This is a genomic window from Streptomyces sp. 2-1, assembly GCF_048564895.1.
GTDB classification, from domain to species: domain Bacteria; phylum Actinomycetota; class Actinomycetes; order Streptomycetales; family Streptomycetaceae; genus Streptomyces; species Streptomyces phaeochromogenes.
The window spans coordinates 8,539,263-8,555,606 of sequence record NZ_CP183383.1; the positions used below are offsets into that span (position 1 = coordinate 8,539,263).

The window sequence follows — 16,344 nt, forward strand, 5'->3', positions numbered from 1 at the left end:
CCCATGAGTGACGACGCCCCCACCACCGGCCAGGCCAGGATCCCGAACGCCGGCAAGAAGGCCAAGGACCTGAACGAGGTCATCCGCTACACCCTCTGGTCCGTGTTCAAACTGCGCGACGTCCTGCCTGTGGACCGCGCCGGGTACGCGGACGAGGTCCAGGAGCTCTTCGACCAGCTCGACGCCAAGGACGTCACGATCCGCGGCACGTACGACGTGTCGGGGCTGCGCGCCGACGCCGACCTCATGATCTGGTGGCACGCCGAGACGGCCGACCAGCTCCAGGAGGCGTACAACCTCTTCCGCCGTACGAAGCTGGGCCGCGCGCTGGAGCCGGTCTGGTCGAACATGGCGCTGCACCGGCCGGCGGAGTTCAACCGCTCGCACATCCCGGCGTTCCTCGCCGACGAGACGCCGCGCAACTACATCAGCGTGTACCCCTTCGTGCGCTCCTACGACTGGTACCTGCTGCCGGACGAGGACCGTCGCCGGATGCTCGCGGACCACGGCAAGATGGCCCGCGGCTACCCGGACGTGCGCGCCAACACGGTCGCCTCGTTCTCGCTCGGCGACTACGAGTGGATGCTCGCGTTCGAGGCCGATGAGCTGTATCGGATCGTGGACCTCATGCGGCACCTGCGGGCGTCCGAGGCGCGGATGCATGTCCGGGAAGAGGTGCCGTTCTACACCGGGCGGCGGAAGTCTGTCGCCGAGCTGGTTGCCGGGCTCGCGTAGCCGTACAGGTACACAGCCCCGCGCCCCTGAAGGGCGCCCCTAAAGGGGCGGGACCGGGGTCGGCTCCTTGTGCGGCGCGCAGGTCGCGCTCCGTACCGGGAGCCTGCCCTCCAGCAAGTACGCGTCCAGGTAGGCGTTGACGCAGGCGTTGGAGCCGCCGCCGATGCCGTGTGTGCCCGATGCCCGCTCGGTCACCAGAACCGAGCCGGACAGGCGCTGGTGCAGTTCCAGGGCACCGGCGTACGGCGTCGCCGCGTCCCGTTCCGCCGCCAGGATCAGCGTCGGCGGCAGCTCGCCGGGTGATGTCCGTACGTCGATCGGCCGTTGACGCGGCAGCGGCCAGTACGCGCAGGGCAGGTTCATCCAGACGTTGTCCCAGGTCTCGAACGGGGCCACGCGGGCGAGCCGGGTGTTGTCGCGGTCCCAGGTGTGCCAGGCCCGGGGCCAGGGAGCGTCGTTGCACTCGGTGGCGATGTAGACCGCCTTGCTGTTCTCCTGCTCCTCCACCGCGTCCGGGTTCGGCCCCGCCTGCCGGATCAGGGGCTGCGGGTCGCCCTTCAGATAGGCGGAGAGCGCCAGCGCGCGCTGCGGCCAGTAGTCGTCGTAGTACCCGGCCTGCAGGAACGTGCTCTGGAGCTGACCCGGGCCGACCTTGCCGCCCGCCGGTTCGGCGGCGAGCCGCGCCCGGGCCTTCTCGTAACTGCGCAGCACCTCCTCAGGCGTGCGGCCCAGCCCGTACACCTTGTGGTGCTTGGCCATCCACGCGCGGAAGTCGGCCCAGCGGCCCTCGAAGGCGACCGACTGGTCGAGGTTGTTCCGGTACCAGACCTTCTCCGGGTCCGGGTTCACGGCCGAGTCGAAGACCATCCGGCGTACGTGCGAGGGGAACAGCGTCGCGTACAGCGAGGCGAAGTACGTGCCGTACGAGGCACCCATGAAGGTCAGCTTCCGTTCGCCGAGGGCGGCGCGCAGGACGTCCAGGTCGCGGGCGTTGTTGAGCGAGGAGAAGTGCCGGATCTCGCGCCCCGACCGCTCGACGCAGCCGCGCGCGAACGCTTTGGCCCGCGCGACGCGCTCCTTCTTGTACGACTCCGAGGGGTACGTCGGCGACTGCGTGGGGCCCTTCAGGAGCCGCTTCGGGTCCTGGCAGGAGAGCGGCGCCGAGCGGCCGACCCCGCGCGGGGCGTAGCCGACGAGGTCGTACGCCCCGGCGATGCGCTTCCACTCGGGGATCATGCCGATCAGCGGAAAGTACATGCCGGAGGCGCCGGGACCGCCCGGGTTGAAGACCAGCGCGCCCTGCCGCGCCACCGGCCGCTTGCCGTCCTTGCCGGTGGCCTTCACCCGGCTGACGGTCAGCTTGATCTTCTTGCCCTCGGGGTGCGCGTAGTCGAGCGGCACCTCCACCGTCCCGCACTGCAGGCTGCCCGGGGTGTCCTGCTCCTCCGAGCAGTTGCCGAACCGGATGCCCTCGGCGGCGGCGCGCTGGGCGGCGACCGCCGTGCCGTGCAGTTCGGTCCAACCGAGGGGGGTCTGGGCGCTGCCCGCGGGGGCGGCGACGACGGCGGTCAGAACCAGGGACCCGGCCGTTCCGTAGAGGGCGGCAGCTCGCATCGCGTTCCCTTCAGTGCACGGCAACAACAAAAGGGATATTTCGTTTGGTACTTGGCGAAGTAAAGCACCGGCCCGCCGGTGTCGGCCCAATGACCCCGATGCGCGTCCGGCGTGCGTCCCCGGCGCGCTCTAGGCGTGCGGTTCGCGGTGCGCGAAGGCCGCGCGCAGGTCCGGCTCGCCGATCGCGCGGATGCCGCGCACGGCCACGGTGGTGAGGTACGTACGGTCGTCGCTGCCGGTGTCCGCGCGGCGGGCCAGGGCGCTGAGCAGGTGCTGGCCGGCCGGGGACGCCCAGCGCGTGTAGGGGTGGACCTCGATCCGGGCTATGGCGAGGCAGCTCAGGGTGAGGATGAGCGGGAGCGTGAACCAGATGGCCACCAGGGCCCGGTTCTCCTGCGCCTGAGGAGGCATCAGCAGGGCGACCGAGCCCAGCACCAACACGGCCACCGCCGCGGCCCGCACCTGGCGGACGGCGCCCGCGACGGTGGTGCGGGCACCGTCCGGCACGGCGAGGCCCGCCGCGACGAGGCGGTCGGCGAGGACACGTACGGACTCCGCGGCGGCGGCGGTCGTACGGACCGGCGCGATCCGCGACTGTCCGTCCGGGCCTATCGCGCCCAGCACCGAGCGCTCCATCTCGTCCCGGCCGCGCGGGTCCACGACGGTCGCCCAGCCCGTGTGGGCGAGCAGCAGACGGCGCTGGCGGGCCATCGACACCAGCGTCAGATCGGCGACCCGCGCGGGGCCGCCCGACAGGAACGCCGCCTCGTACAGCGTGAGGCCGCGGCCTTGGAACCGGTCCGTCTCGTCGACGACGGCGGCGGCGCGGACGGAGGCCAGGCACAGACGCGTACACGTGGTGCCGGCCGCGGCCCAGGCCAGGAGCAGGAGGAGGACCCAGAGCATGCGGGATTTCTATGCGACGGAGGCCCGGGTGCGCCACGGCTTGTTCACAATTTGGACGGAGCGTCGTCACAGTGTGACGTTTCGCTTCGGTGCGTTCCGGTTGTCAGGACTTCTTGTCCTCGGACTTGTCCCCGCCGTTGTCCCCGCCCTTCGAGGACTCGGACTTCTTGGGCTCGTTGGATTCCTTCGGTTCGTCGTCCTCCGGCGGGCGGCTCGTCGCGGGCGGCGGCAGCGTGTACGTCGGTGAGGAGGAGGGGGAGGCCGGGGACGGCGAGACGGGGACGGGCGGGCTCGGGGAGTCCGTCGGACCGGGCGGGGCCGGGGAGTTGGTGAGCGGCGGCGGGCTCGCGGTGGCCGCGTCCCGGGCCAGGGCGTCGAAGTCGACGAGACCGGTGGCCTCCAGGACCGTGATGTGGTCCAGGACCGTGGTGTTCGCGTCGTCGGCGAGGCCGCGGACCAGCGAGTTACGGGTGCTCGCGCGGACCTGGGCGACCAGGCCGAAGACCTTGCCGTGCGCCTTGCGCAGGATGTTCGCGAACTGTACGTCGTATTCCTCGCCCCGTGCCGCGCTCAGCGTGCCGAGCCACGCCTGCTGCTGCTCGTTGGGCTGGTTGGGCAGCTGGAGCCCGAGCCGCGAGGCCACCTCGCGCACCCGCTCGTCCAGGAACGTGTGCCCCTCCACGAGGTGCTGGCCGGCGGTCTTGACCGCCTGTGTCGTGCCGCGTTCCCCGGCCTGCTGGCCGGCGGGCAGCTCCCACAGGCCCGCGAGCCGCACCTTGGTGACGAACTCGCGGTCCAGCGCGGACAGCGGACCGTACCTCGTCGACAAGGTCTGGGCGTTGAGCGTGTCCACACCGGTGCCCGACCGGTCCGAGTACGACCAGATCGGGAAGATCATCGCCACGAGGGTCGCCGCCAGGCCCGTGACGATGAGCCCGGTGCCGCTGAACAGTCTGCGGCTGTTGATGGATCGCATGGTGCCTCCTGTTGCGGCACCGCACGTTAGTGCGCTTCGGGTTGGGTCTGGCATATTACTGCGCGGTGTACGTCAACTGAGGTACGGGTTCGGACGGTTGCCGCACGAAACCGGACAGACGGCCTCAGGAGGGGTGTTTTCGCAGGTGGAGGCGGTGCGGCGGCGCGCGTCCGGCGGCGGGCGGGCTTCCGCGCACCACGCGCACGCGCGGGGTGCGCCCGGCGTCGGCCGGATGCGAGCCCGCGCGCCCGCCCCTCGGGGCACGGGCACTGAGCAGGCAAGCGGCCCGCGGCTCTGTACAGATCCGGCGCCCGTGTCGCCCGGTGAGCGATGTCACGCGGTGCCGAAGGCCTCTACGCCCGGCGTCGACTTGTTCTCGACGCCCCGGCGGCACCATCCGTCACCGCGTCGGCAGGACGCGCCTCATCGCCTCAGCAGTACCCGCCGCGTGGCGCGCGCCAGCCGGGCCGCCGGGTGCTGCGAAAGGGGCGCGGGGCCCGAGCGCTCCAGCCACCAGTCGCTCACCTGCCGCCGTACGTCCGGGTCCTCCAGGCGTCCGCCCAGCAGCAGATGCTCGGCGAAGTCCAGCGCGTCCCGCCGGTAGCCGCCGGTCATCGGGTGGACGTGCGCGTACGCGACGAACGACTTGCGATACGCCTCCGCCAGAATCTCCGGCAGCTCGGGCGCGACCTTGGCCACGACATCGGCCCGCTTGCCGGCCAGCGCCCGGGCCTGCACGGACAGCCGGGTCCCATCGAAGCCCTCCGGCACGGGCGTCCCGGCGACCAGCGCGGACAACAGGGCCGCCTGCGCCAGGGCCAGCCGCTGGCGGGCGGGGTCGGTGGAGGGCGATGCCTTGTGTGCGTCACCGGATGCCTGCTCGGCGGCGGGGCTCGTGGCGGTCTCGTCCGGGACCTCCGTCGGCTCCGGTGCTTCCGATGCCGCCGGAACAACCGCGTCCGATACCTCCGGAGCCGATACCTCCGGAGCCGATACCTCCGGAACCATCGAGATGGACGCCTTCTCCACCGTCTCCCGGATCGCCGTCAGCTCTCGCTCCAGCTCGGCCGGGGCGGGGAAGTTCTCGTCGCGCTCCAGGAGTACGCCCGGCGGGCGGACCCGGGAGGACAGGTCGGCGAGGATCGCGAGGACGGCCGGCGGGACGGCGTGGGCGTGGCTGTCGTGCCAGACCCCGTCGCGCTCGAAGCCTCCGGCGACATGGACGTACGCGATCGCCTCGACGGGCAGTTCGTCCAGGGCCTTGGCGGGGTCCTCGCCGCGGTTGACGTGGTTGGTGTGGAGGTTGGCCACGTCGATGAGGAGGCGTACGCCGGTGCGGTCGGCCAGGTCGTACAGGAATTGGCCCTCGGTCATCTCCTCGCCCGGCCAGGAGATCAGCGCCGCGATGTTCTCCACCGCGAGCGGCACGGGCAGCGCGTCCTGGGCGATGCGGATGTTCTCGCAGAGGACATCGAGGGCGTCCCGGGTGCGGGGGACGGGCAGCAGGTGCCCGGCCTCCAGGACGGGCGAGGCGGTGAGGGCCCCGCCCGCGCGGACGAACGCGATGTGCTCGGTGATCAGCGGGGAGCCGAGGGCCTCGGCGGCCGCCGCGAGATCGGCGAGCTTTCCCCCGTCGGGACGGTCGGCGCCGCCGAGGCCGAGCGACACCCCGTGCGGAACCACCGTGACGCCGCGCTCGCGCAGCCGCACCAGCGACTCGGGGAGATGCCCCGGGCACACGTTCTCCGCGACGGCCTCGACCCAGTCGATGCCGGGCATGCCCTCCACCGCCGCCGCGATCTCCGGCCGCCACCCGATTCCCGTACCCAAGTGCTTCATCTCGTCCCCCTCCTTCACCACGGCTTCACCAGGACCTGTGTCGTCTCCTTCGACGGACCTGTTGTTCCGGCGTGACGGGGTCATGGCCCCGGGAAGCGGGGCCGAACCCATCGGCGGGGACGTTCAGAGCAACATTTGAGCTTCGGAGCTATGTGAACTTCGGGACTCGGGCGGCGGTCATGCCCCGCTACGGCGCGGACGAGGTCTGAGTCGAGACCGGCTTGTCCGGGTCCTCGGCCTCCGGCCGGTTCGTGTTGACCGTGCCCGGCGCACCCGGTGAGGGCCGTGAGGTGGTCTGGATGTCGCCTGTGGCCTCCGCGGGCGGCGCCGCGGGCGGAGCCACGCCCGAGACCGGCGGCGGCGGACCACTCGGGCTGGCCGTCGATCCGGCCACCGAGTCGTTGGCGATCGCGTCGAAGTCGATCGCGCCGGTCTTCTCCAGGACCGTGATGTGATCCAGCACGGTCTGGTTGGTGTCCGAGGCGAGCTGACGCACCAGCGTGTTGCGCGTCTGGTTACGGACCGTGCCGATCACCGGGAAGATCTTGCCGTGCGCGGACCGGAGCAGGTTCGCCCACACCTTCACGTAGTCCTCGTCCGACGCAGCGGACATCTGGTTCAGCCAGCCCTGCTGCTGCTCGTTGGGCTGGTTCGGCAGTTCGACACCGAGATCCCGGGCGACGCTGCGTGCGCGCTTGTCGAGGTCGGTGTGACCGACGATCAGGTGGTCGGCCGCCTCCCGTACCGGACCGTTCGGGAAGCGTTCGGCAGCCTGCTGCCCCGCCGGCAGCTCCCACAGACCAGCCAGTCGCACGCGGACGATCAGGTCGCGGTCGTTGGCGGTCAGCGGCCCCCAGCGCGTCGGTACGGTTCCGGAGGCGAGGTTCGCCTGCCCCGTGCCGGCGCGGTCGGCGTACGACCACACCGGGAACGCGAGCGCGCCGAGTGTGCCGACGAGTGCCACTATGACGAGGGCCGTGCCGTTGATACGCCGCAAAGGTGCCTCCCGGGATATGCCAACTGGTCGTTGGGAATCTGTACTTGGCCAGCGCAGGGAGATACGTGTGGGGCGGTCGGTGTGTTCAACAGTCGATGTTTGCTGAGTCACTTTTGTTGTTCGGGCGTGTCGCGAGGGCCGGGCAGACCTGCCCGGCCCTCGCGACACGCTGTCGGAACGGCTCGCTCAGCTGAACGGGTCCAGCGTGATGTACGCCGTCTGCGGGTTGTTGTCGTTGACGAGCGACTCGTGGGCGCCGACGTCGTCGAAGGCGAAGCCGTAGGCCTTGCCGTCGACCATCTGGGCGTGGATCTTCCGCGAGTAGTGGTTGGTCACGGCGTCCTGGTAGAAGCCCGCGGAACTCGTGTCGGGCTGGTTGGGGTTGGTCAGGAGCGTGGAGCGGTTGAAGCCCGCGCACAGGGTGCGCGAGATCGGGCCGCGTACCAGGTCGTTCGGCGCGTCCAGCAGCTTGTAGCAGCCGAAGATGCTGTCGGAGTCGGGCTTCTGGAAGCTGGTCACGACGGCGCCGGAGCCGTTGGTGAAGTTCATGACGTTGCCGGAGACTCTGCCGTAGTACTTGGTGCCCGGCTGGTCGGCGAACGGGGTCACCGTCAGCGTGGAGGTGGAGTACTTGGACCACACCCGGTTGATGTAGTCGTTCATGACGGTGCTCGGCAGGGCGCCCGCCTCGATGCCGTGGCCGGGTGCGAGGGCGCGCAGGACGGTCCCGTCGGACCGGGTCCTGATGAGGTTGGCCCAGCCGCCGGGCTGGCCCCTCAGCGCGTTGAAGAAGCCGTTGTAGCCGCCCGGCTTCAGGTGACCGGTGTTCTTGGTGGCGCCGGCGGTGTTCTTGACGCCGACCGCGTACGGGGCCGAGAACATGTCGACCTGTGTGCTGTTGATCCACAGTCCGGCGTCGTTGAGCGTGTACTCGGTCCAGTTGAAGAGGATGTTCACGTTCGGGTCGGACGGGTTCTGCACGGCGGGCTGTACGAGACCGCCGGTGGTCAGCTTGAAGACGAGTTTCTGGCCGTAGGAGAAGTAGACCCGGCCGGAGAACTTGGGCATTCGGATCGTCTTGGTCTGGCCGTTGGCCGGTCCGGCGATCGACGCGTCGGGGGCGGGGGTCGGCGGGTTGCCGCCGGCGGGCCAGGCGTGGAACGTGCCGTTCGCGTCGGCCCAGCCCTGCTGGCCGGTCGAGAGCAGGGTCCCGATGTTGTAGATGTACACCTGATCGCCGCGCCCGGAGGTGTTCTTGATCTCCAGCGGGATGGTCGTGGGCACCGCGGCTTCGGCGCGGGGTGCGGGGCCCACCGTCGTGAGTCCCGCGGTGACGGTTGCCGCGGCGACCAGGGCCACCAGCGCTTTCCGTAGGGCAAGCACGCTCGTCCTCCTGCCAGGTGGGCTTCTCCCACCGGAGTCGAAATGCGACGGACGGATGGTCGGGGGCCGCGTCCCGTGATGGGGAGGCAAGGGCGGCGCGGCCCCTTCCGGTCGTATTGAGAGCGCTCTCAGAGTGGTCCTCATGAGTGGGACACGTCAAGGTCTAGACCAAGATGGTCATCGTCGGACCGGAACAGGCCACGGCGAAGGGGTGCCGCGAACGGGTCGCAGCGGACAGGCCGCGGCGAACGGGCCGCGGCGAACCGGTCACATCGACGGGCCGTGGGTCCAGGCGCCGGCGAGGAGCGTGGCGTGCACCGGCATCTCGCGCAGGGTCCCGGCGTCCGCGGTGAGCGGATCGGCGTCGGTGATCACCAGGTCCGCCCGGTCGCCGACCCGGATCAGCCGCTGCCCCCGGGACGAGCCGGCCAGGGCGGCCGCCACCGGGATCCGCTGCTCCGGGTGCCACGGCGGGCGCTCGTCGCCGGTCCGGGTCACGGCGGACGCCATGGTCAGCCAGGGGTCGAGCGGTGCGACGGGAGCGTCGGAGCCCAGCGCCAGGACGGCCCCGGCGTCGAGCAGGTCGGCGAAGGCGTACGCCCGGTGGGTCCGGCCCGCCCAGTGCCGGTCGGCGACGTCCCGGTCGTCCACCGCGTGGGTGGGCTGGACGCTCACGGTGACGCCCAGTTCGGCGAAGCGCGGGATGTCCTTGAGGGCGAGCAACTGGCCGTGCTCGACGCGGCCGTGGCAGCGCACCGCCTCGAAGGCGTCGAGGGTCATCTCGTTGGCGCGGTCCCCGATCGCGTGGATCGCGGGCTCGATCCCGTGGGAGGAGGCGTGGCGCAGCAGGGACACCAGCTCCTGCGGGGGCACTTGCTCCAGTCCGTGGGAGCCGGGCTCGCCGGGGACCGCGCCCGGGTACGCCTCGTGGCACAGCGCGGTACGGGTGTTGAGCGAGCCGTCGGTGAGCAGCTTGAACGGCCCGACCTCCAGCAGCCCGCCGGGGGTGTCCAGGGTCTGGCCGGTGCGGAGCCCGCGCCCGATCGCCGCCTCCAGCTGCGGGGACCAGATGGACGCGGCCACGCGGAGGGGCACCGGGGCGCTGTTCATCCGGCGGGTCCAGTCCGCGATGTTGTCGGCGTACTCGAAGTCGACGATGCCGGTGATCCCGCGCGCGGCGGCGGCGACGCAGGCGTCCTGTACCCACTGGTCCGTCAACTCCACCGGGGCGGTGGGGAGTTCGGCCATGGCCCGCATGCACTCGTCCTCGCGCAGCAGTCCGGTGGGGTGGTCGCCGCGGTCCACCAGGGCGAGTGCGGGCGAGTTGAGCCAGGCGCAGTGCAGATCCATGCTGATCAGCACGGTGGGGCGGTCCGGGACGAGGGCGTCGAGCAGGTCCTTGTGGGGCGCGTCCGGCCACAGTCCGTCGCGGAAGCCGTGGCCGATCATGGGCTCCCCGGGTGGCAGCGTGGCCGCCTGCCGACCTGTGGCGTCCGCGGCTTCCCTCGCCGACCTGGCGCCGGACACGTCGAGCCGGCGGCGCAGGCCCGCCCACTGGACCATGTGTACGTGCGAGTCCCACAGCCCCGGCAGCAGCGTACGGCCGTCGAGGTCGAGGCTCCGGCCGTCCGCGTGCGGGGATTCGCCCGCCGGGAAGACGGCCCTGACGAGGCCGGACTCGATACGGACATCGCTCAGCGGTCCGCCCGCGCCGAGGTGGACGCGGCGCAGGGTGAGCGGCTCGGCGGTGGCCGAGGGGGTGCCGGGTGCTGCGGTGTTCGGGCCGGTCGCGGCGTTCGGACCGGTCACGGTGTTGGGGTGGGTCACGGCTTCCTCCGGATGTCGCGCATGGCGCGGGCGAGTTCGGGAACGGCGTACGGCCGGCCGGATTCGAGGGCCCCGGCGAGGCGGAGGACGATCTCCTCGCGCTCGTCCTGACTGAGTTTCGCCTTGGCCGTCACCTTCGTGGCGGGCAGCCGGAATCCGGTGACGGCGGCGGCGATCCGGTGGGCGTAACTCTCCACGCGGGCCAGCCGCCATGGCTCGGGCAAGCGGTCCTCGAAGTGGTCGACGGTGGCGGACAGCACGTCGTAGGTGTCCGCCGGGTCCAGGACCTCGGGGCGGCCGTGGACGTGCAGGACCGTGAAGTTCCAGGTCGGGACGTGGGGTGTCTCCTCGTACCAGCTCGGCGAGATGTAGCCGTGCGGTCCCTGGATCACGACGACGACCTCGTGGGAGCCGAGTTCGTGCTTCCTGGCGTCGGTCCTGGCGAGGTGGCCGAGGAGCGTGCAGCCGGCGTCCGGGGTGTCCCCGGCGTCCTCGGTGTTCTGGCCTGAGTCGTCGACCAGGACCGGCAGGTGGGAGACGACCAGTCCGCGGTCGGGAGTGTGGCTGATCAGGGTGGCCCAGGGGTGGGCTCTCGCGAGATCACGGATCCGTCCGGGGTCGGTGACCCGGAAGATCTCCTGTTCCAGCATGTGCGCTGTTCCGTCCTGTCAGTTCTCGGGGAAGTGGCAGGAGACCTGCCGCCGTCCGACGGTCGACTCCGGGACCGGAACAGGCTGTTGAGCCACGCAGATCTCCTCGCTCTTCCAGCAGCGCGTGTGGAAGGCGCAGCCGGTGGGTGGCCGGGTCGGGCTGGGCGGGTCGCCCTGCAGCACTATGCGGCCGGTGGCGCCCCGCCCGCGCGGGTCCGGATCGGGGACGGCCGAGAGCAGCGCCCGGGTGTACGGATGCGCGGGGCGGGAGTAGACGGTGTCGCGGTCGCCGTGCTCGACGATCCGCCCCAGATACATGACGGCGACCTCGTCGGCGACATGCCTGACGACCGCAAGATCGTGCGCGATGAACACGTAACTGAGCCCGAACTCCCGCTGCAGCTCCTTGAAGAGGTTGATCACCTGCGCCTGCACGGACACGTCGAGCGCCGACACCGGCTCGTCGCAGACCAGGATCTTCGGGCGCAGCGCGAGTGCGCGGGCGATGCCGAGGCGCTGGCGCTGTCCGCCGGAGAACTGGTGGGGGTGGCGGTGCGCGTGCCCGGGGTCGAGCCCGACCATGTGCAGCAACTCGTGGGCCCAGGACGCGCGTTCCTTCTTCGGCATCAGGTCGCGGTGGATGTCGAGCGGCTCGCGGACGATCTCCAGGGCCGTCATCCGGGGATCGAGGGAGGTGTACGGGTCCTGCATGACCAGCTGGATGTCCCGCCTGCGGCGGCGGAGTTCGGCCGACGGCAGGGCGAGCAGGTCCCGGCCCTCGACGAGCACGGTGCCGGAGGTGGGCCGGTCCAGCGCCATCAGCAGGCGGGTGAGGGTCGACTTGCCGCAGCCGGACTCGCCCACGAGGCCGAGGGTCGAGCCCCGCCGCAGGGTCAGGTCGACGCCGTCGACGGCCTTGACCGTGGCCCGGCGCCGGCCACCGAGGGGCAGCCCGCCGGACCGGTAGTGCTTGACCAGGCCGCGGGCATCGAGGAGCGGGGCGCCGGTCTCAACGAGCGGGGCACCGGTCGGGACGTCATCGGGCACCGGAGACCTCCAGCGGGTAGTGGCAGGCGACGAGGCGCGCGGGCGGGTCGGGGAGGGCCGGGAGCAGCATCGGCTCCTGTGTCGCGCAGCGTTCGCCGACGTCGGGGCAGCGCGGATGGAAGGCGCAGCCGGCGGGCAGCAGGCCGGGGCCCGGCGGGCTGCCCGGGATCGGGTTGAGGTCGTCGGTGCCTCCGGCGAGGCGGGGCACGGCGGCGAGCAGGCCCCGGGTGTAGGGGTGTGCGGGCCGGTCGTACAGCTCCTGGACCGGGGCCTGTTCCAGGATCCGCCCGGCGTACATGATGGCGACCCGGTCGGCGGTGCCCGCCGCGAGTCCCAGGTCGTGGGTGATCAGCAGCAGGGCGGAGCCGGTCTCCTCGCGGAGTTCGGCGAGCAGTTCCATGATCTGGGCCTGCACGGTGACGTCCAGGGCGGTGGTGGGTTCGTCGGCGATGAGGACGTCGGGGCTGAGCGCCACCGCCATCGCGATCATGATGCGTTGGCGCATGCCGCCGGAGAACTGGTGCGGATGGTCGCGGTAGCGGCGGGCCGGGTCGGGGATGCGGACCCGGGCCATCAGCTCGACGGCCCTGGCGCGGGCCTCGCGGCGGCCGACGCCCTCGTGGGCCCGGATGGTCTCGGCGATCTGGAAGCCCACGGTGAGCGTGGGGTTGAGGGCGGACAGGGCGTCCTGGAAGACCATCGCGATGCGCCTGCCGCGCAGCGCGCGGAACTGGTCCTCGGGCAGGGTCAGCAGATCCGTGCCCCGGTGCCGGGCGCTGCCGCCGACCCGGGCCGTGGTGGCCGGGAGCAGGCCCATCACGGCCATCGCGGAGATGCTCTTGCCGGACCCGGACTCGCCGATGAGGGCGAGCGTCTCCTCTTCTTGGAGGGTGAACGAGACTCCGTGGACGACCCGTTGGGCGGCGCCCGACCGGGACAGCACGTCGACGGTGAGGTCCTGGACGTCCAACAGCGGGTCGTTCAGCGGGGCTTTGACGGTCGTGTGGCCCATGTTCGTGTGGTCCATGAGGAGGTCACCGGCCTCTCGGATCCAGGGCGTCACGCACGGTGTCGCCGAAGGTGATGAGCACGAAGACGGTGAAGGAGAGGAAGAGCCCGGGGAAGATCAGCAGGTGCGGGTGGGTCTGGAAGGAGTTCTGGGCTCCCGCGAGCTGAAGTCCCCAGGAGATAGAGGGGGGTTGGAGCCCGACACCGAGAAACGTCAGCGCCGCCTCGGCGACGATCACTCCGCCGACCGTGATGGTGGCGAGGACGAGGACCGGGGTGAGGGCGTTCGGCAGGACGTGTCTGCGCACGATGTGCCACTGGCTCGCGCCGAGGCTGCGGGCCATCACCACGTAGTCGGCCTCGCGCACCGACCGAACCGACGCCCGTACCACCCGAGTCATGGTCGGCCAGCCGAAGAGCGCCAGCACTCCGGCCACGGTCGGCACGTCCCGGGTGGTGAAGCTGTTGAGGACGACGATCGCGCCGAGCAGGAACGGGAAGCCGAGGAAGACGTCGGTGATCCGGGCGATCACGCTGTCGACGATCCGCCCCGCCATCCCGGCGAGGCAGCCGAGGACCAGTGCGACGGCGAGCCCGAGACCGGTGGCGAGCAGTCCGACGCCGAGCGAGGCGCCCGCTCCGTGGATGACGTTGGCGTACAGGTCGCAGCCCTGGACGTCGTATCCGAAGGGGTGCCCGGGGGCCGGGCCCTCGGCGCTGTGGCCCAGTTCGCAGACGGTCGGGTCGCCGTGGCCGAACCAGCCCGCGAAGAGCCCCGGCGCGGCGGCGAGCAGGAGGAGCAGCAGCGCGCAACCGCCGGTGAGGAGGAACACCGGCCTGCGGCGCAGCTCGTGCCAGGTGCCCTGTGGGGCCTGGTACGAAGCCTCGGGCGAAGTCCCGGGTGCCCCGAGCTTTTCAGGGGAGAGAGCGGCGTCAGTCATGGCGGATCCTCGGGTCCAGGAGGCTGTTGAGGAGGTCGACCAGGACGCTCGCGGCCAGGAAGATCAGGATCAGAGCGGTCGACACCCCCACCACCGTCGGTCCGGCGTGGGCGCGGATGGCCTGGAAGAGCAGCTGGCCGATGCCGGGGAGGTTGAAGACGCCCTCGATGATCACGGTGCCGCCGAGCAGGTAGCCGAGGTCGATGGCGAGATAGGTGACGGCCGGGATGAGGGAGTTGCGCAGCACGTGGACGCCGACCACCCGGCGCCGGGTGAGGCCCTTGGCGACGGCGGTGCGTACGTAGTCGGCGCGCAGGTTCTCGATCACCTCGGCCCTGACCAGCCGGGACACCGACGCCAGTCCGAAGGCCGCGACGCACAGCGCGGGCAGCAGATAGCTCGTCGGCCAGCCGTCGGTGTTGCCGGCAACCGGGAACCACCCGAGCTGTACGCCGAGGACGACCTGCGCGGTGTACGCGAGCACGAACACCGGCACGGAGGTGGCGCCGATCGTGAACGCGAGCACCGTACGGTCCGTCCAGGTCCCCTGGCGCAGGGCGGCGAGCACCCCGAGTCCGATGCCGACGACCGCCTCGATGCCCCAGGCGGTCAGCGCCAGTTTCAGCGTGACCGGCCAGCGGTCGGCCATCTGCTCGGCGACCGAGCGTCCGCTGAAGTCGGTCCCGAGATCGCCGTGGAAGAGCCCGGCCAGATAGTGGCCGTACTGGACCAGCAACGGATCGTCGAGGTGGTGCTGTTCGCGCAGGGCCCGTGCCACGCTCGGGGCGAGCGGCCGGTCGCCGGCGAGTGCGGCGATGGGGTCGCCCGGCAGGACGTACGTCATCGCGTAGATGACCAGGCTGATGCCGAAGAAGACGAGCAGCGCCTCCAGCAGGCGGCGTATGAGGTACGTCATCCGGGGTCCCTCGTGAGATCTCTGTCGCGGGCGTGGTCCGCGGCGGCCAGCAGCGCCCCGTACTGGATCCCGGCCAGCGTGGAGATCGCGATCGGGTCGCCAGTGGCCGGGCCGGCCTCGCGCTCCCACGTCTCGTACGTCTCCAGCAACTCTCGGTGGCAGCGGCGCACTTCGGGGGTGGCGGTGCCCGCGACCACCTCCGCGTTCAGGGCGCGCAGCAGCATGCCCCCGAAGCGGACGCGGAGACTGTGCACACCGGCCTCGCAGTCGAAGCGTTCGGAGACCGTGGCGGCCCGGTCGGGCAGTCCGTCCGCGCGGGCCGACTCCATGGTGGCGAGTTCGGCCAGCGACGGTACGAATTCGCGGACCGCCCGCAGGAACGGGGACTGGATGGTCAGGTGCGGGTTCGCCGCGTCGAGGATGCCGCCGAGGAAGGTCCCGGCCTCGCCCAGCGCCCGCGCCCGGCCCCGGACCACGTCGGCGTGGCGCTGCTCGATGGGCGTGTTGTCGTCGGCGTCGGGATGGCTCCAGTGCGGCACCTCGGTGACGAAGTAGAAGGTGCCGTAGCGCTCGGCGTACGCGGCGCTCGACGAGCCCGCGATCTTCGCTGCGGCGTCGACGCCGAGCCCTTCGAGATAGTCGTACGCGTCCTTCATGTCGATGCAGCCGTAGACGGCGGGGGAGTAGACCGGGGCGTGGGCGGCCTCGGGTTCGCCGGTCGCCAGCGGCATGCCGAGGGAGGCCGGTATCTCGGTCAGGACTCCGTACAGCTCCGGGGCCGGACGGTTCATGTAGTAATAGACGCCGCCCGCCTCGCAGTTGTGCAGGGTGGTCAGGAAGCGAGGCCGGGTGGCGTCCAACAGCCGCATCAGCGCCAGGGTTTCGGGCAGTACCCGGTCGAACCACGCCTTCTTGTAGGCGAACGGGAAGGTCCACTCGACCTGTTCGTTGCCGGCAGGCCGGTAGAAGTGGCGCCCGTAGTTGCGCTTGTCGGTCGGGGTGGCGAACCAGCCCTCGTTGAGGCGGGCCCCGTCCGGGTCGATGCAGGGCACGATGTGCCAGGCCCCGCCGAAGTGCCCGCGCAGTTCCGGGCTTTCGCACAGGGCCCTGGCCAGGTGCAGGGCGGTCACCGCGCCGACCGGCTCGTTGGGGTGCACCCCGCCGACGACGACGTATCCGCCGTCCCCGTCCGTCGTGAGGCTCGCGGGTCCTTCGCCCACCGTGAAGCAGTACAGGGGTTCGCCGAGGGTGGAGGTGCCGATCCGGCTCTCGGTCACCAGGCCGGGATGGGCCTTCGCCAACTGCCTGAAGGAGGCGAGGAGTTCGTCCACGGCCGGGTAGGCGTGGGTCTCGGGGACGGTCGCCGCGTGCCGTACCCAGTTCCCGGGGGACGGCATGGCGGGGGCGGACTGCTCGGATGTCGCGGCGGTCATGCTGGTGCGGATCTCCGGGGTGTCGGGGGTACGGGGGTGCGGGTGCCGTCGTACGCGGACGCGTACAACGGG

14 protein-coding genes are annotated in these 16,344 nt (G+C 71.3%); 1 reads left to right on the forward strand and 13 read right to left on the reverse strand.

The window, feature by feature from the left end:
* The first annotated feature begins 3 nt into the window (after positions 1 to 3).
* A complete protein-coding gene (gene hemQ, locus ACN20J_RS37620; protein ID WP_055616729.1) occupies positions 4 to 735 on the forward strand; it encodes a hydrogen peroxide-dependent heme synthase in 732 nt (243 codons plus the stop codon).
* A 39-nt stretch (positions 736 to 774) separates the two neighbouring features.
* Here the strand turns inward: hemQ and ACN20J_RS37625 are convergent, their stop codons facing one another.
* From ACN20J_RS37625 to ACN20J_RS37685, 13 genes are all read right to left on the reverse strand, one after another.
* Entirely contained in the window at positions 775 to 2,349 is a 1,575-nt protein-coding gene (locus tag ACN20J_RS37625) for an alpha/beta hydrolase (RefSeq protein WP_419667620.1), read from the reverse strand.
* A 129-nt stretch (positions 2,350 to 2,478) separates the two neighbouring features.
* Positions 2,479 to 3,255 carry a TIGR04222 domain-containing membrane protein gene (locus ACN20J_RS37630; RefSeq protein WP_189841277.1) on the reverse strand — a complete coding sequence of 259 codons (777 nt, stop codon included), beginning with the start codon at positions 3,253 to 3,255 and terminating at the stop codon, positions 2,479 to 2,481.
* A gap of 103 nt (positions 3,256 to 3,358) precedes the next feature.
* Entirely contained in the window at positions 3,359 to 4,231 is an 873-nt protein-coding gene (locus tag ACN20J_RS37635; protein WP_190226924.1) for a DUF4142 domain-containing protein, read from the reverse strand.
* A gap of 423 nt (positions 4,232 to 4,654) precedes the next feature.
* Positions 4,655 to 6,070 (reverse strand): DUF692 family multinuclear iron-containing protein, encoded by a 1,416-nt coding sequence (locus tag ACN20J_RS37640; protein ID WP_419667621.1) that lies wholly within the window; start codon positions 6,068 to 6,070, stop codon positions 4,655 to 4,657.
* Positions 6,071 to 6,257: 187 nt separating this feature from the next.
* Positions 6,258 to 7,067, reverse strand: a complete 810-nt coding sequence (locus ACN20J_RS37645; protein ID WP_361901141.1) for a DUF4142 domain-containing protein — start codon at positions 7,065 to 7,067, stop codon at positions 6,258 to 6,260.
* Between the two features lie 186 nt (positions 7,068 to 7,253).
* Positions 7,254 to 8,450 (reverse strand): glycoside hydrolase family 64 protein, encoded by a 1,197-nt coding sequence (locus tag ACN20J_RS37650; RefSeq protein ID WP_373310737.1) that lies wholly within the window; start codon positions 8,448 to 8,450, stop codon positions 7,254 to 7,256.
* Positions 8,451 to 8,717: 267 nt separating this feature from the next.
* On the reverse strand, positions 8,718 to 10,277 hold the full coding sequence (locus ACN20J_RS37655) for an amidohydrolase family protein (RefSeq protein ID WP_419667622.1): 1,560 nt from the start codon (positions 10,275 to 10,277) through the stop codon (positions 8,718 to 8,720).
* Complete coding sequence (locus tag ACN20J_RS37660) at positions 10,274 to 10,927, reverse strand: FMN-binding negative transcriptional regulator (protein ID WP_246574876.1); 654 nt, start codon at positions 10,925 to 10,927, stop codon at positions 10,274 to 10,276. Before ACN20J_RS37660 ends, ACN20J_RS37655 begins: the two co-directional genes overlap by 4 nt.
* Positions 10,928 to 10,945: 18 nt before the next feature.
* Positions 10,946 to 11,974: an ABC transporter ATP-binding protein gene (locus ACN20J_RS37665; protein WP_419667623.1), complete on the reverse strand. Its 1,029-nt coding sequence runs from the start codon at positions 11,972 to 11,974 to the stop codon at positions 10,946 to 10,948.
* Positions 11,964 to 13,001 (reverse strand): ABC transporter ATP-binding protein, encoded by a 1,038-nt coding sequence (locus ACN20J_RS37670; RefSeq protein ID WP_246574877.1) that lies wholly within the window; start codon positions 12,999 to 13,001, stop codon positions 11,964 to 11,966. The genes ACN20J_RS37665 and ACN20J_RS37670 overlap by 11 nt, the downstream gene beginning before the upstream one ends.
* Positions 13,002 to 13,008: 7 nt before the next feature.
* Positions 13,009 to 13,923: an ABC transporter permease gene (locus ACN20J_RS37675; RefSeq protein WP_364183345.1), complete on the reverse strand. Its 915-nt coding sequence runs from the start codon at positions 13,921 to 13,923 to the stop codon at positions 13,009 to 13,011.
* On the reverse strand, positions 13,916 to 14,839 hold the full coding sequence (locus ACN20J_RS37680) for an ABC transporter permease (RefSeq protein ID WP_189841284.1): 924 nt from the start codon (positions 14,837 to 14,839) through the stop codon (positions 13,916 to 13,918). Before ACN20J_RS37680 ends, ACN20J_RS37675 begins: the two co-directional genes overlap by 8 nt.
* A complete protein-coding gene (locus ACN20J_RS37685; protein ID WP_419667624.1) occupies positions 14,836 to 16,272 on the reverse strand; it encodes a M14 family zinc carboxypeptidase in 1,437 nt (478 codons plus the stop codon). The genes ACN20J_RS37680 and ACN20J_RS37685 overlap by 4 nt, the downstream gene beginning before the upstream one ends.
* Between the last annotated feature and the right edge of the window lie 72 nt (positions 16,273 to 16,344).

What these genes read in the sequence shown, in the direction of transcription:
- hemQ (WP_055616729.1), top strand. Translation starts at nt 4, where the DNA reads ATGAGTGACGACGCCCCCACCACCGGCCAGGCCAGGATCCCGAACGCC.
- ACN20J_RS37625 (WP_419667620.1), bottom strand. Translation starts at nt 2,349, where the DNA reads ATGCGAGCTGCCGCCCTCTACGGAACGGCCGGGTCCCTGGTTCTGACC.
- ACN20J_RS37630 (WP_189841277.1), bottom strand. Translation starts at nt 3,255, where the DNA reads ATGCTCTGGGTCCTCCTCCTGCTCCTGGCCTGGGCCGCGGCCGGCACC.
- ACN20J_RS37635 (WP_190226924.1), bottom strand. Translation starts at nt 4,231, where the DNA reads ATGCGATCCATCAACAGCCGCAGACTGTTCAGCGGCACCGGGCTCATC.
- ACN20J_RS37640 (WP_419667621.1), bottom strand. Translation starts at nt 6,070, where the DNA reads ATGAAGCACTTGGGTACGGGAATCGGGTGGCGGCCGGAGATCGCGGCG.
- ACN20J_RS37660 (WP_246574876.1), bottom strand. Translation starts at nt 10,927, where the DNA reads ATGCTGGAACAGGAGATCTTCCGGGTCACCGACCCCGGACGGATCCGT.
- ACN20J_RS37670 (WP_246574877.1), bottom strand. Translation starts at nt 13,001, where the DNA reads ATGGACCACACGAACATGGGCCACACGACCGTCAAAGCCCCGCTGAAC.
- ACN20J_RS37675 (WP_364183345.1), bottom strand. Translation starts at nt 13,923, where the DNA reads ATGACTGACGCCGCTCTCTCCCCTGAAAAGCTCGGGGCACCCGGGACT.
- ACN20J_RS37680 (WP_189841284.1), bottom strand. Translation starts at nt 14,839, where the DNA reads ATGACGTACCTCATACGCCGCCTGCTGGAGGCGCTGCTCGTCTTCTTC.
- ACN20J_RS37685 (WP_419667624.1), bottom strand. Translation starts at nt 16,272, where the DNA reads ATGACCGCCGCGACATCCGAGCAGTCCGCCCCCGCCATGCCGTCCCCC.